Origin of the sequence: Seonamhaeicola sp. S2-3 (assembly GCF_001971785.1) — a bacterium.
Lineage (GTDB): Bacteria > Bacteroidota > Bacteroidia > Flavobacteriales > Flavobacteriaceae > Seonamhaeicola.
This window is the reverse complement of record NZ_CP019389.1, coordinates 1988511-2001839: the sequence shown is the minus strand read 5'-3', so window position 1 is coordinate 2001839 and position 13329 is coordinate 1988511. Positions and strand designations below refer to the sequence as shown.

Annotated in this window: 14 protein-coding genes and 1 tRNA gene; 7 read left to right on the top strand and 8 right to left on the bottom strand. The window is 33.3% G+C overall.

Annotated elements, in window-relative coordinates:
- Positions 1-4: 4 nt before the first annotated feature.
- Positions 5-940: a transposase gene (locus BWZ22_RS09170; protein ID WP_076697213.1), complete on the top strand. Its 936-nt coding sequence runs from the start codon at positions 5-7 to the stop codon at positions 938-940.
- Positions 941-1083: 143 nt separating this feature from the next.
- On the opposite strand, the gene BWZ22_RS09165 is transcribed toward BWZ22_RS09170, so the two are convergent.
- From BWZ22_RS09165 to BWZ22_RS09130, 8 genes are all read right to left on the bottom strand, one after another.
- Positions 1084-1158 (bottom strand) — tRNA-Val (locus BWZ22_RS09165).
- A gap of 64 nt (positions 1159-1222) precedes the next feature.
- Complete coding sequence (locus BWZ22_RS09160) at positions 1223-2440, bottom strand: folylpolyglutamate synthase/dihydrofolate synthase family protein (RefSeq protein WP_076699522.1); 1218 nt, start codon at positions 2438-2440, stop codon at positions 1223-1225.
- Positions 2441-2443: 3 nt separating this feature from the next.
- Complete coding sequence (locus BWZ22_RS09155; protein WP_076699520.1) at positions 2444-3289, bottom strand: energy transducer TonB; 846 nt, start codon at positions 3287-3289, stop codon at positions 2444-2446.
- Between the two features lie 16 nt (positions 3290-3305).
- On the bottom strand, positions 3306-3698 hold the full coding sequence (locus tag BWZ22_RS09150; RefSeq protein ID WP_076699519.1) for a biopolymer transporter ExbD: 393 nt from the start codon (positions 3696-3698) through the stop codon (positions 3306-3308).
- A gap of 1 nt (position 3699) precedes the next feature.
- Positions 3700-4407, bottom strand: a complete 708-nt coding sequence (locus tag BWZ22_RS09145) for a MotA/TolQ/ExbB proton channel family protein (RefSeq protein ID WP_076699516.1) — start codon at positions 4405-4407, stop codon at positions 3700-3702.
- Between the two features lie 148 nt (positions 4408-4555).
- Positions 4556-5956, bottom strand: a complete 1401-nt coding sequence (gene nhaD, locus BWZ22_RS09140) for a sodium:proton antiporter NhaD (protein WP_076699515.1) — start codon at positions 5954-5956, stop codon at positions 4556-4558.
- Between the two features lie 4 nt (positions 5957-5960).
- Entirely contained in the window at positions 5961-7187 is a 1227-nt protein-coding gene (locus BWZ22_RS09135) for a Glu/Leu/Phe/Val dehydrogenase dimerization domain-containing protein (protein ID WP_076699513.1), read from the bottom strand.
- 143 nt (positions 7188-7330) lie between these two features.
- A complete protein-coding gene (locus BWZ22_RS09130) occupies positions 7331-8416 on the bottom strand; it encodes an anhydro-N-acetylmuramic acid kinase (RefSeq protein WP_076699512.1) in 1086 nt (361 codons plus the stop codon).
- A 92-nt stretch (positions 8417-8508) separates the two neighbouring features.
- Here BWZ22_RS09130 and BWZ22_RS09125 point away from each other — a divergent pair, with 92 nt between their 5' ends.
- The 6 genes from BWZ22_RS09125 to BWZ22_RS09100 all read left to right on the top strand — a co-directional run bounded on the left by BWZ22_RS09125 (position 8509) and on the right by BWZ22_RS09100 (position 13318).
- Entirely contained in the window at positions 8509-9651 is a 1143-nt protein-coding gene (locus BWZ22_RS09125; RefSeq protein ID WP_076699510.1) for an acyl-CoA dehydrogenase, read from the top strand.
- A 206-nt stretch (positions 9652-9857) separates the two neighbouring features.
- The gene (locus BWZ22_RS09120; protein ID WP_076699507.1) at positions 9858-10193 is read left to right on the top strand and encodes an arsenosugar biosynthesis-associated peroxidase-like protein; all 336 of its coding nucleotides are present in this window, start codon (positions 9858-9860) and stop codon (positions 10191-10193) included.
- Between the two features lie 125 nt (positions 10194-10318).
- Positions 10319-11383, top strand: a complete 1065-nt coding sequence (gene arsS, locus BWZ22_RS09115; RefSeq protein WP_076699506.1) for an arsenosugar biosynthesis radical SAM (seleno)protein ArsS — start codon at positions 10319-10321, stop codon at positions 11381-11383.
- Between the two features lie 10 nt (positions 11384-11393).
- Positions 11394-11888 (top strand): rhodanese-like domain-containing protein, encoded by a 495-nt coding sequence (locus BWZ22_RS09110; protein WP_076699503.1) that lies wholly within the window; start codon positions 11394-11396, stop codon positions 11886-11888.
- Positions 11881-12510 (top strand): TIGR04282 family arsenosugar biosynthesis glycosyltransferase, encoded by a 630-nt coding sequence (locus BWZ22_RS09105; protein ID WP_076699502.1) that lies wholly within the window; start codon positions 11881-11883, stop codon positions 12508-12510. Before BWZ22_RS09110 ends, BWZ22_RS09105 begins: the two co-directional genes overlap by 8 nt.
- Complete coding sequence (locus tag BWZ22_RS09100; RefSeq protein WP_076699501.1) at positions 12503-13318, top strand: purine-nucleoside phosphorylase; 816 nt, start codon at positions 12503-12505, stop codon at positions 13316-13318. Before BWZ22_RS09105 ends, BWZ22_RS09100 begins: the two co-directional genes overlap by 8 nt.
- Positions 13319-13329 lie beyond the last annotated feature (11 nt).

Sequence of the window (13329 nt, the reverse complement as noted above, 5' to 3'; positions counted from 1 at the left end):
TGGTATGTCCGGAAAAAGGCTTCAAAGACATTATAAGGATCACTTAAGTGATTTTAAGCAATGGGAGCATAAGAGTCATGCTAAACAGTGGCTTGTTTTCCCTGAAAACTTAGGTTCTTATTTATCCATTGATGAGACAGCGCTGTCCAAGGGAGAGCTCTATACCATCATTACCAATAAGAAGGCCAAAGGAAAGAAAGGGGCTTTAGTTGGGATATTCCACGGAACTAAAGTGGAGCCTATTATCGAACAACTCTTGAAGATCCCAGCAAAAAAGCGTGCTAAAGTGAAAGAGATTACCTTAGACATGGCTAACTCTATGAAAACAATCTCCACTAAATGTTTCCCGAAAGCCATCCAAGTAACAGACAGGTTCCATGTACAGAAGCTGGCAATAGAGGCGCTCCAAGATCTTCGTATCAAATACCGATGGGAAGCTTTGGATCAAGAAAATGAACAGATAAAGCTATCTAGAGCTGCCGACAAAGAATTTAAACCTGTAACTTTTTCTAATGGTGATAGCTCAAAACAACTCCTGGCCAGGAGTAGATATCTACTGTATAAATCCCCAGATAAATGGACTCCAAATCAGAAAGAGAGGGGACAGATATTGTTTAATGAATACCCAGAATTAAAGAAAGCTTATGGACTTGTTCAAGGCTTGAGGAATATTTTTAACCAAGCCATAGATATTAAAGTAGCTTACACCAAACTAGCCCACTGGTACAAAGATGTAGAGGAGTCAGGATTTAAGAGCTTCCAAACGGTAGCCAATAGTATTACTTTAAATTACCGCTCTGTACTCAACTATTTTATAAACAGAAGTACTAATGCTTCAGCTGAATCCTTTAATGCCAAAGTAAAGGCTTTTAGATCTCAATTTAGGGGAGTCAGGAATACGGAATACTTCTTATATCGCTTGATTAAATTATATTCTTAAAATGGTAAAAACCCAGATTTTGGACTTGATCCCAGATTTTGGACTTGATCCTTGATCCATTTTGACTTGATCCTATACAAGAGATAAGAAACAAAAGCTATTAAAATAAAAAATCCTAAAGTAAAAACTTTAGGATTTTTTTGTGGGCGCGAAGGGATTCGAACCCCTGACCCCTTGGGTGTAAACCAAGTGCTCTGAACCAACTGAGCTACGCGCCCTTGCTGTTAGCGTGTGCAAATATAACCTAGTTTTTAATTCTGCAAAAACTTTTTTTAAAAAAAATTAAATTATTTCTGCTACCACAAAAGTACTCCCGCCTACAAAAATAAAATCTTCAGGCGAAGAATTATTACAAGCTGCTCTATATGCCTCTTTAACAGATTTGTATGCTTTCCCTTTAAACCCCAATTCATTAAAAAAAGTTTTTAACTTTTTAACAGATAATCCTCTAGAAATATCAGGCTTACAAAAATAATAGGTAGCATGTTTAGGTAATAAATTAATTATTGTGTTTAAATCTTTATCATTTACAACTCCAAAAACTATATGCAAATCCTGAAAAGTTTCTTCTGATATTTGCTTCATTAAATATGTTAATCCCTCTTTATTATGCCCCGTATCACAAACTACTTTTGGATGCGTGTTTAAAACCTGCCAACGCCCTAGTAATCCTGTATTTTTAACAACCTTCAATAATCCTTCTTTTAAATTAGAATTGGTTATTGTGTAATCTTTTAGTTGTAATTCTTTAATTGCTTGAATTGCTGTTTTAATGTTTTTTGATTGGTAAATTCCTTTTAAATCACTTTCTAAAGCAACCTTAACTTCTTTATCTGCAAATACTATTTTAGAGCTGTACTGCTTAGCTAGTTTTTTAAAAACATCTTTAGTTTCAGTTTGAGTTTCACCAATAACAACAGGAATTTGAGGTTTAATAATCCCCCCTTTTTCTGTAGCAATTTGCTCTAGGGTATTGCCTAAAAATTGGGTATGATCTAAACCTATGTTGGTAATTACTGAAACTTCAGGGGTTATTACGTTAGTAGAATCTAACCTACCTCCAAGCCCCACTTCAATAATAGCAATATCAACTTTTTGCTTTGAAAAGTATTCAAATGCCATTCCAACAGTCATTTCAAAAAAGGATAATTGGTTAGCTTCAAAAAACGCTTTATTTCGTTTAATAAACCCCATTACAAATTGCTTACTTACAACTTGTCCATTTATTTTAATACGCTCTCTAAAATCTTTTAAATGAGGAGAAGTATACAATCCTACTTTATAACCAGCTTCTTGTAATACGGAAGCAATCATATGGCTTGTTGAACCCTTTCCGTTGGTTCCTGCTACATGAATGGATTTAAAATTTAAGTGAGGGTTTTTTAAGTGATTTATTAATAAGTGAGTGTTACTTAAATCTGCTTTATAAGCCGATTTCCCCTGGCGCTGATACATTGGGAGCTGAGAAAACATCCAATTGAGAGTATCTTGGTAGGTCATAAATTATTGTCCTAAACTAAAGTTGATACTCACAAAACCAACTTGAGTAGCTGGAGCGTTTTTATCTGCAGAAAATTTAAATGATAAAGCTGTTTTTTTAGCAGCTTCAAATAAGCAGTTCGTTCCTGTTGTGCCTTTTATACCAGGTGTTGCCTTTATTACTCTTCCGTTTCTATCAACTCTTATCTCTACAACAACAAGACCTTCTTCATTACAATCTTGCTTATATACTTTGTTTGAAATTTTCCCTCTTCCTCCTAGTCCATATCCAACGCCTCCCTTTCCTGGTCCAGAACCGCCAAAATAACTTGGAGCATAAGGATTTCCGTCTAACTGACCTTTATCGCCTGCTTTATCATCATTCCCTTCACTTCCTGTATCAGCACCTTCAGATTTACTTACACCTCCAATTAAAGCATCTAATTTTTTCTTTTTCTCCTCTTGTTCTCGCTTTTCTTTAGCAATTCTTTCTGCTTCTGCCTTAGCTTTAGCATCTGCAATAGCTTTTGCTTTAGCTTCGGCTTCTTTTTGTTTTTTAATAGCTATTTCTTCTGCATTATCTGCTGTTAAAACCTCTTCTTTTACTTCAGAAGCTTTTGTTGGCTCAGACTCAGAAACATCGGGTTGTGTGGGGGTATTAATTTCCTTAGGCTCTGATTTTATTGGCTTTTTAGGCTGCACGTTACCCGACCCAAAATTTGTTGTTCCAAAATTAACAGCAACACCATACTCCTCTGGTGGATCCATATACGGTGGCCCAACCACAAACATTAATAACAACAAAATTATAGCTATAAGCGCTGTAATTTTAGCTGAATTTTTTTCGTGTTTGGTTTTAAAATACTTCATTTTTAGCCTATATAGCTTAATTAGGTTTTACTGCTAGTATTACTTTAAATTTATTTCTATTAGCTATATCCATTACCGTTACAACGTTTTGAACGGGTACTGACTTTTCTGCTCTTAAAACTATGGTAGGTTTTTCTAATTTAGAAAGTGCTGCTAACAATTCATTTTCTAACACACTTTCTCCTACACGTTTTTGGTCTATGTAATAAGTTAAATCTTTTTTAATACTTACGGCTACAGACTTTTTATTTTCAGTTTTACCACTTGCTTTTGGTAATAAAATATCAATAGCGTTAGTGGTTACTAAGGTTGATGCCAGCATAAAAAAGATAAGAAGTAAGAATACAATATCTGTCATAGAAGACATATTGAATTCTGGCGTTACTTTATTTCTTCCTCTAAAATTCATATTATGTAGGCTCGTTTAAATGATCTAAAAATTCTAATGAATTTGCTTCCATTTGATATACCACCTTATCTGTTCTTACCACCAAATGATTGTAAGCAATATACCCTACAATACCAACAATTAAACCAGCAACAGTGGTTGTCATAGCTGTATATAAACCATCTGCTAATAGTTTAATATCTATTTGTCCGCCAGAGTTTGCTATTTCAAATATTGATAGTATCATTCCAATAACTGTACCTAGAAACCCTATCATAGGGGCTGCACCAGAAATGGTAGCTAATACACTTACATTTTTTTCAAGGTTATAAACTTCTAGTCTTCCTGCATTTTCTATTGTTGTATTAATATCTGCCAGTGGCTTTCCAATTCTTGTAATACCTTTTCCTATTAATCTTGAAACTGGAGAATTTACTTGGGCACATAATACTTGAGCAGCGTCTATTTTTCCGTTGCTCACATGGTCTTTAATTTGATTCATAAAATTAGAATCCATTTTTGATGCTGCTTTAATAGCGAACAGCCTTTCAAAATAAATGTATGATGCTACTATTAATAATATAAATAGAATAGCAATGATAATTTGACCTGCAGCACCTCCGCTACTAATAAGTTCTATTATTGAAAGTGTTTTTTCAACAGATTCTTCGTCGGTAAGTAGCTCTGTACCTTCTTGTGTAGTTTGTAGGGTTAAAAATGTTCTTAGCATATAATATAAATTTATTGCAACTGTATAACGTTTGTTTTATTGCTAAAGTATAACAAAATTAAATTTTCAGTTCTATATATCATTATAAAAAAGAAAGATTAGCAAAAACACTAATCTTTCAAATTTTATACCAATTTAAAAATTTTATCTAAAATAATGTTCTGGTAACCATAAATGCTGCTGCACCAACTAAAAATCCAACAAGTGCCAACCAAGAAATTTTTCTTAAATACCAAAAGAAATCAATCTTTTCCATTCCCATAGCTACTACACCTGCAGCAGAACCTATAATTAACATACTACCTCCTGTACCTGCTGAATATGCTATGAAATGCCATAATTCATTATCTATTGGCTCAGAAAACATACCTAAACTAGCTGCTACTAATGGCACATTATCAATTACTGCAGATCCTACTCCCAATAATAGCACTACTAAATCTGAAACGCCTTCATGTCCTCCTGGGTGAATTTCTGTTCCTAACATAGGCATAGTTTCTTGTAATGAATTAGCAAACCCAAATAATATACCTAAAGATTCTAATGCTGCAACTGCCATTAAAATTCCTAAGAAGAATAATATACTAGGCAATTCTATTTTTGATAATGAATAGTGTACTGGACTATGTTGTGCATGTGCATCACTTTCATATGCACCATGCTCTGTTAAACTAAACTTAGAACTACTATAAATTTCGGCAAAAGTGGCCACAACTCCTAGAGATAGCATCATACCTACGTAGGGTGGTAAATGTGTTACCATTTTAAAAATAGGCACAAACACAATAGCCCCTAGCCCAAGATAAAGCATTGTACTACTAAACCTTGATTTGGTTTTATCTTCATCTTCAACAATGTTTAAATCGCCTTTAAAAACAGGTAAGAATGAAGCAATTAAAGATGGTACCATCATACAAAGTAAAGATGGTACTAATAAATATCCTATTAAATGACCTGTAGTTACTTTTTTACCAATCCATAGCATGGTAGTTGTAACATCTCCAATAGGAGACCAAGCTCCACCTGCATTAGCTGCAATTATAATTAAACCAGCATACCAAATACGAATATTTCTATCTTTTACAATTTTTTGAAGTATTGATATAAGTACTATAGTTGCTGTTAAATTATCAATAATAGCTGAAAGAACAAATGCTAAAATTGAAAATATCCATAAAATTTTTGTTTTCTTTTTAGTTTTAACAAAGCTTTTAATTGTTGAAAAACCATCAAAATAATCAATGATTTCAACAATAGTCATGGCTCCTAAAAGAAACACCAAAATTTCTGATGTTTTCCCTAAATGATGCAAAAGTGTTTCCTCCATTAAATGCATTTTCTCTTCATGAGCAAGCAACCCAAAATTTTCTAAAAGGGCATGCTTACCAGAATCAAACCATTGCGGAAACGATTCAAGACCAAGTGCTATACAAGCCCAACAAATGGCCATCATCACCAGAGCAGGAATTAATTTATCAATTTTTATACTATGCTCAAGGGTAATAGCTAAATAGCCCATTACAAAAACTAAAATAATTACTGCTTCCATATATTTAAATAAGTTGATTTAATGCTATTTCAAAAGCTGTAGCACTAACCCCTGTTTTTGAAGGGTTTTTACTATACACTTTTTTAATAGCTTCTTTAATTGTATTTGATGTATCGTTAAAAATTGCTTCGTCTGTCATTTGTACTTTTCGTTCCATGAAATAGGCAAATACTCTTGCCATTCCGCAGTTTGAAATAAAATCGGGAATTAAACTAACCCGATGATCTGTATGTTCCATAATGGGTCCAAAGAAAATTTCTTTGTCTGCAAAAGGCACATTTGCACCACAAGAAATCACTTCCAATCCACTATTAATCATTTCATCTATTTGATGAATAGTAATTAAACGTGATGCCGCACAAGGTGCGAAAATTTCGGTTTTAATAGACCAAATTCTTTCATTGGCCTCTTCAAACGGTATCAAGTTTTCGGTTGCTAAAATATTACCCTTTTTGGATAGAAAAAAATGACAAATATCATTAAACGAAAAACCTTCCTCATTAATAAGCCCTCCATTTGAATCAATTATACCTACTATTTTCACTCCCATTTGAGCTAGATAAAAAGCGGCTGCACTACCTACATTTCCAAATCCCTGAACAACAGCACGTTTACCTTCAACTTGGCCTCCATAGATATTATAATAGTGTTTTACAGCTTCTGCTACACCAAAACCTGTAATCATATCTGCTACAGTATATTTTCTAGAAACGTCTGGCGAGTAAATGGGGTTTTCAATAACTTTTATTACACCTTGTCTTAATTGTCCAATTCTATTAATCTTGTCGGCTTCGGTGGGTTTAAAATGGCCATTAAAAACACCTTCTTGTGGGTGCCAAACGCCACTTGCTTCAGTTATTGGTATAACTTCATGTGTTTCATCTACATTCAAATCGCCACCAGTGCCATAATAACTTTTCAATAACGGAGAAACAGCAGCGTACCAACGCTCTAACACGCCTTTTTTACGTGAATCTGTTGGGTCAAAATTAATTCCAGATTTGGCGCCACCTATTGCTGGACCCGACACTGTAAATTTTATCTCCATGGTTTTTGCTAATGACAACACTTCATTCATATCTAAACCCTTTCTCATGCGTGTTCCGCCACCAGCTGCACCTCCTCTTAAAGAGTTTATAACAACCCATCCTTCTGCATCTGTTTTGGAATCTTTCCAATTAAAAACTATTTCTGGTTTCTTGTTTTCGTATCTTTTTAATAATTTTTTCATTTTTATATATCACAATAATTCAACTTAAAGCATAAAACTTATTATCCGGAGTGTAATTCTGGTGTAGCTAAAGCTGAGTCATGGTATAAAAAATGTTTTAAATTATTAAAGTAACAAATATAAAAAACTTAAAATCTTAAATATTAATTTTGGGTTATTTTTGAAGGGAAGTATATTTTTCCTGAGCTATGATTTTTTGAAGCACCTGTAACGCTTTTTAAACAATTGGTTTCATTTCTTAATTTTAAAGCACCCAAAAAGCCAAAAATCAAAGCCTCTTTAAATTCTATAATATCTTTTGAAGGAATTATGATTTTATTACTAGACAAAGCTTCAATTCTTTCTATTAAAAATAAGTTATAAGCACCACCGCCTGTAATTAATACAGAGCTTTGTGGAATTTGTGATATACTGTTAGAAATTTGTATGGCTATATGCTCTACAAACGTTCTTAAAACATCCTTTATATCTAAATTAAAAGCATCAATTATTGGAAAAACATTAGTTTTCACCCATTCTAATCCTAAAGATTTTGGAGGTAATTCATTATAAAAACTTAATGCATTGAGTTGTTGTAATAAATCGATATTAACAGTTCCACTTGCCGCTATTTTTCCTTCGTCATCATAATTTAATCCAAGATTTTTCACATATTGATTCAAAACGATATTTACCGGACATATATCATATGCAATGCGTTCATTATTAATATCTGAAGATATATTAGCAAAACCCCCTAAATTAATACAGAAATTATATTCTGAAAACAACAATTTATCACCAATAGGCACTAAAGGCGCTCCTTGACCACCCAAGGCAACATCTTGCGCTCTAAAATCACAAACCACTTTGTTTTTTAAAAGTGTTGCCATGTGTGGCATATTCCCAATTTGATAAGTAATTCTATTTTCAGGTTGATGTAAAGCTGTATGCCCATGTGAACAAACCGCGTCTATTTCTGTAATACTATGCTTTGTAATAAACTTATTTATTACATATGCCAAATGAGATGTATATTCCTTATCAATTTGGTGTAATTCTTCAATAGAATATGCTACTAAATTTCTTAGTTTCTCTTTCCATTCTTTATTGTAAGACACAGTTTCGGCTGCATGAATTTTAAATAGCCATTTACTGTTGTTATGATTAAATGACACGTAAATTAAGTCAATTCCATCTAATGATGTCCCAGACATCACCCCAATAACATTGTAGCTCGTTTTTATCATATTCACAAAAATAATGATATTTGTTAAAAATATCACATCAAATATTTATATTTGTTATCAATTTTATTAAACTAATAATTTGTTTATAGATTATGGATTTTAGTCTTTCTGAAGAACACATCATGATTAAAGATGCCGCCAAAGAGTTTGCTCAAACCGAACTACTGCCTGGTGTCATTGAACGTGATAACAAACAAGAATTCCCAGACGAACTTGTAAAAAAAATGGGAGAATTAGGTTTTATGGGAGTTATGGTAGATCCAAAATATGGTGGTAGCGGTATGGACACTATCTCGTATGTTCTTATCATGGAAGAACTCTCTAAAATTGATGCTTCCGCTTCTGTAATGGTATCTGTAAACAATTCATTAGTATGTTATGGCTTAGAGGCTTATGGAACCGAAGAGCAAAAAGAAAAATATTTAACTAAATTGGCTTCTGGTGAATGGATTGGAGCATTTTGTTTAAGCGAACCTGAAGCTGGTAGTGATGCAACATCACAAAAAACAACTGCCATTGATAAAGGAGGTTATTATTTAATAAATGGCACTAAAAACTGGATTACAAATGGCGGAAGAGCCGATGTTTATTTGGTAATTGCTCAAACCGACAGAGACAAAGGTTCTCACGGCATTAATGCTTTTATTGTTGAAAAGGGTATGGAAGGATTTCATGTTGGCCCCAAAGAAGACAAATTAGGCATTAGAGGTAGTGATACTCATTCCTTGCAATTTAATGACGTAAAAGTACCTAAAGAAAATAGAATTGGTGCTAATGGATTTGGTTTTAGGTTTGCCATGAAAACACTATCTGGAGGCAGAATAGGTATTGCTGCCCAAGCACTAGGTATTGCACAAGGCGCTTATGAACTTGCTTTAAAGTACAGTAAAGAACGAAAAGCTTTTGGTACTGAAATTGGCAACCACCAAGCTATTGCTTTTAAGTTAGCTGATATGCATACTGAAATTGCTGCTGCTCGCCATATGGTTATGAAAGCTGCCTGCGATAAAGATTCTGGTAATAATTACGACCTATCTAGCGCTATGGCAAAACTTTACGCTTCTAAAGTAGCTATGGAAACCACCATTGAAGCAGTTCAAATTCACGGAGGCAACGGTTTTGTAAAAGAATATCACGTAGAACGTTTAATGCGTGATGCCAAAATCACCCAGATTTATGAAGGCACCTCCGAAATTCAAAAAATTGTAATTTCAAGAAGTATTCTAAGAGATTAAATCTTTAAAACACAAACTAAATAACTCACTAATAAAAAGGTTTCAATAAGAAACCTTTTTTAGTATACTGTAAACTAAGCCTTTATAGCAAACAAAAAAAATCACTTATTGCAAAAGTTACAAAAACTTCAAAACTCAATGTTAAGTAACGCTATTTTTACCGACTTAACATACTATATTTTTATACTTTAGTTAAAAAAACACTTATGTCTAAAACGTATTACAACCCTGCAGACTTACGGAAATTTGGCAACATCACAGAATGGAGTGAAGAACTAGGAAATAAATTTTTTGAATACTACGGAAAAGTTTTTGAAGAAGGTGCACTTACTGCCCGTGAAAAAAGTTTAATTGCCCTTGCTGTAGCTCACACAGAACAATGCCCTTATTGCATTGATGCCTACACAAAAGACAGTTTACAACGTGGTGTTACAAAAGAAGAAATGATGGAAGCCATACACGTTGGAGCTGCCATAAAAAGTGGCGCAACACTTGTACATGGGGTACAAATGATGAATAAAGTAAATAAGTTAGACGGATAATATTTTTCGGGCGTTCCCCTAAAGGGTCGGGCTTTCGGCAGTCGCTCTCTGCGAGGAGCTCCAACAAATGCCTCAATCCCTAACGCAAAAAACGCCAAATAAATTAATAGTGCCCAATTCACAATATGTCAAAGTTAAAAACACAATCACTTCATAAACGCGAAAGCGCATTAGCCAATAGCAAAAGGCAGTTAGAAATTTTATCAAACGGTATTTTTAAAAGTGGTGAACTTCCCACTTTTAAAGATAAAATTTCTGAGACTAATCAATTCCCTCTTAAAGCTAAAAAATTAGAAATTCTTCAAATAAACGTTGGGTATATGTGTAACCAAGTTTGCGAACATTGCCATGTAGATGCAGGCCCTGACAGACAAGAAATTATGACCCGCGAAACCATGTTACAGTGCTTAGAGGTTATAAAAAGTACAGGAGCCCATACTTTAGACTTAACAGGAGGAGCCCCAGAAATGAACCCTAATTTCCGTTGGTTTGTAGAAGAAGCCTCTAAAGTAGGTATTAAAGATTTTATTGTACGCTCTAACCTTACCATTATTAGAGCCAATAAAAAATATCACGATTTACCAGATTTCTTTAAAAAATACAACGTACACGTAGTAAGTTCTATGCCACATTGGACTCGTGGAAAAACAGACAAACAACGTGGTGATGGCGTTTTCGATAAATCTATAAAAGCACTACAAGAACTGAATGCTGTTGGTTATGGTATGCCCAATAGCAATTTAAGGTTAGATTTAGTTTACAACCCATCAGGAGCATTTTTACCTAGTAACCAAGCTTCTATGGAAAAAGATTTTAAAAAAGTACTAAAAGAAGACTTCGGTATTCAATTTCATAATTTATTTGCCTTAACAAACCTTCCTATTAGCCGATTTTTAGATTATTTAATTGCTTCTGAAAATTACGAAGATTACATGTATCAATTGGTTGATGCTTATAATCCAGCAGCAGTTTCAAACGTTATGTGTACAAATACTTTATCGGTTAGTTGGGATGGATTTTTATATGATTGTGATTTTAACCAAATGCTAGAATTACCCGTTAACAGTAAAGCTAAACACATTTCAGAATACAACAAAGATTTACTTGAAGGTAGAAATATTGTAATTTCACAACATTGCTACGGCTGTACTGCAGGTGCAGGAAGCAGTTGCCAAGGCTCTGTTGCCTAAACTGTCTGTTATGCAAAAAAATATTTTAATCCTATTCATTTTCAGTTCAGTTTTTGGGTTTTCACAAAAGAAACTTGCCAAATTACTCAAAAAACATAATTCTGAAAACATACCATACATCTATGTTGAAGAATTACAATTAAATCCCACAAATATTATTTTTTTAGATGCTAGAGAAGAAAATGAATACGCCGTTAGTCATTTAAAAGATGCTATTTTAGTAGGTTATAATTTCTTTAATATAGATTCTACCCGCCAAAAAATCACAAATAAAGATTCAAAAATTGTAGTGTATTGTTCATTAGGAATTCGTTCTGAAAACATAGCACTAAAACTTAAAAAAGCAGGCTACACTAATGTATTTAATCTGTTTGGCGGTATTTTTGAATGGAAAAACAATGGAAATCCTATTTACAATTCTAAAGGTTTTGAAACCAATAAAATTCATGCATTTTCAAAAGAATGGGGTAAATGGTTAAAACAAGGAGAAAAAGTATATGACTAAAAATTTGGTTATCGTTTTTGTAAAAAATGCAATTCCAGGCAAAGTAAAGACCCGTTTAGCTAAAACCATTGGAAATGAAGCAGCTTTTCTAGTTTACAAAGAACTGGTTAAAATTACAGAGAAAGCTCTAAAAAACTTAAAAATTGACAAACGAATTTATTTTTCTAATTGTGTTGTTGAGACTGAATGGACAAACCACAACAAATACATCCAAAACGGGAATAACCTTGGAGAACGTATGAAAAATGCTTTTAATGATGGTTTTAATGATGGGTACAACCGCATTATTTTAATTGGCTCAGATTTGCCAGACATAAGTGCTAAACACATTAAAAAAGGGTTTTCTATTTTAAACAAAAAAGACCTTGTTTTTGGACCCGCTATTGATGGTGGTTATTACCTAATTGGCATGCGTAATATGCATAAAATGGTTTTTGAAAATAAACCTTGGAGCCAACCAAATTTATTAACCAAAACATTAAATCAATTAACAGAAAATAACATAACATTTAGTAATTTAGATACATTAAATGATATAGATACATTTGATGATTTAAAAAACTCAAGCTTTTATAAATCAAACAAATTATTACAAGAAAAAATTAAAAATTCTCATGATTAAATATATTGAAGAAACCGTTGATTATTTAAAAAACAAAGGATTTGAAACCCCAGAAGTGGGTATTATTTTAGGTACAGGTTTAGGACAACTTATTAATGACATTGAAATTATAACCCAAGCTAGTTACAACCACATTCCTAACTTTCCAACCGCCACAGTAGAATTTCATAAAGGAAAACTTATTTATGGTATTTTAGAAGGTAAAAAAGTAATTGTTATGCAAGGGCGGTTTCATTTATACGAAGGTTACACCCTACAAGATGTAACATACCCTGTTCGTATTATGGAAAAACTAGGCATAAAAACACTACTAGTTTCAAACGCTGCTGGTGCCATAAACCCTAACTTTAAAAAAGGAGAATTAATGTTAATTGAAGATCACATTAACTTATTAGGAAACTCTCCTTTAGCTTTTAAAGGCGTTGAATTATTGGGCGAACGATTTACAGATATGAGTGCTCCTTATGACGCTGAAATTAACTCAAAATTTGAAGCCATTGCTAAAACCAATAACATTACTTTACACAAAGGCGTGTACGCATCGGTTGTTGGCCCACAATTAGAAACCAAAGCAGAATACCGTATGCTTAAAATTATTGGTGCAGATGCTGTAGGCATGAGCACAGTACCAGAAATTATAGTTGCTAATCATTTAAAATTAAAAGTAGCTGCTGTGTCAGTTTTAACAGATGAATGCGACCCAGATAACCTAGAACCAGTAAACATTGAAGACATCATTGCTATGGCCAATAAAGCCGAACCAAATATGATTACTTTATTTAAAGAATTAATTAAAAGTTTGCAGTAGGCAGTCGCAGT

Excerpts from the sequence above, each read along its gene's own strand:
- BWZ22_RS09130 (WP_076699512.1), bottom strand. The coding sequence starts at position 8,416 with ATGATAAAAACGAGCTACAATGTTATTGGGGTGATGTCTGGGACATCA.
- BWZ22_RS09170 (WP_076697213.1), top strand. The coding sequence starts at position 5 with ATGTCCGGAAAAAGGCTTCAAAGACATTATAAGGATCACTTAAGTGAT.
- BWZ22_RS09100 (WP_076699501.1), top strand. The coding sequence starts at position 12,503 with ATGATTAAATATATTGAAGAAACCGTTGATTATTTAAAAAACAAAGGA.
- BWZ22_RS09135 (WP_076699513.1), bottom strand. The coding sequence starts at position 7,187 with ATGAAAAAATTATTAAAAAGATACGAAAACAAGAAACCAGAAATAGTT.
- arsS (WP_076699506.1), top strand. The coding sequence starts at position 10,319 with ATGTCAAAGTTAAAAACACAATCACTTCATAAACGCGAAAGCGCATTA.
- BWZ22_RS09145 (WP_076699516.1), bottom strand. The coding sequence starts at position 4,407 with ATGCTAAGAACATTTTTAACCCTACAAACTACACAAGAAGGTACAGAG.
- BWZ22_RS09110 (WP_076699503.1), top strand. The coding sequence starts at position 11,394 with ATGCAAAAAAATATTTTAATCCTATTCATTTTCAGTTCAGTTTTTGGG.
- BWZ22_RS09125 (WP_076699510.1), top strand. The coding sequence starts at position 8,509 with ATGGATTTTAGTCTTTCTGAAGAACACATCATGATTAAAGATGCCGCC.
- BWZ22_RS09105 (WP_076699502.1), top strand. The coding sequence starts at position 11,881 with ATGACTAAAAATTTGGTTATCGTTTTTGTAAAAAATGCAATTCCAGGC.
- BWZ22_RS09155 (WP_076699520.1), bottom strand. The coding sequence starts at position 3,289 with ATGAAGTATTTTAAAACCAAACACGAAAAAAATTCAGCTAAAATTACA.
- BWZ22_RS09120 (WP_076699507.1), top strand. The coding sequence starts at position 9,858 with ATGTCTAAAACGTATTACAACCCTGCAGACTTACGGAAATTTGGCAAC.
- nhaD (WP_076699515.1), bottom strand. The coding sequence starts at position 5,956 with ATGGAAGCAGTAATTATTTTAGTTTTTGTAATGGGCTATTTAGCTATT.
- BWZ22_RS09160 (WP_076699522.1), bottom strand. The coding sequence starts at position 2,440 with ATGACCTACCAAGATACTCTCAATTGGATGTTTTCTCAGCTCCCAATG.
- BWZ22_RS09150 (WP_076699519.1), bottom strand. The coding sequence starts at position 3,698 with ATGAATTTTAGAGGAAGAAATAAAGTAACGCCAGAATTCAATATGTCT.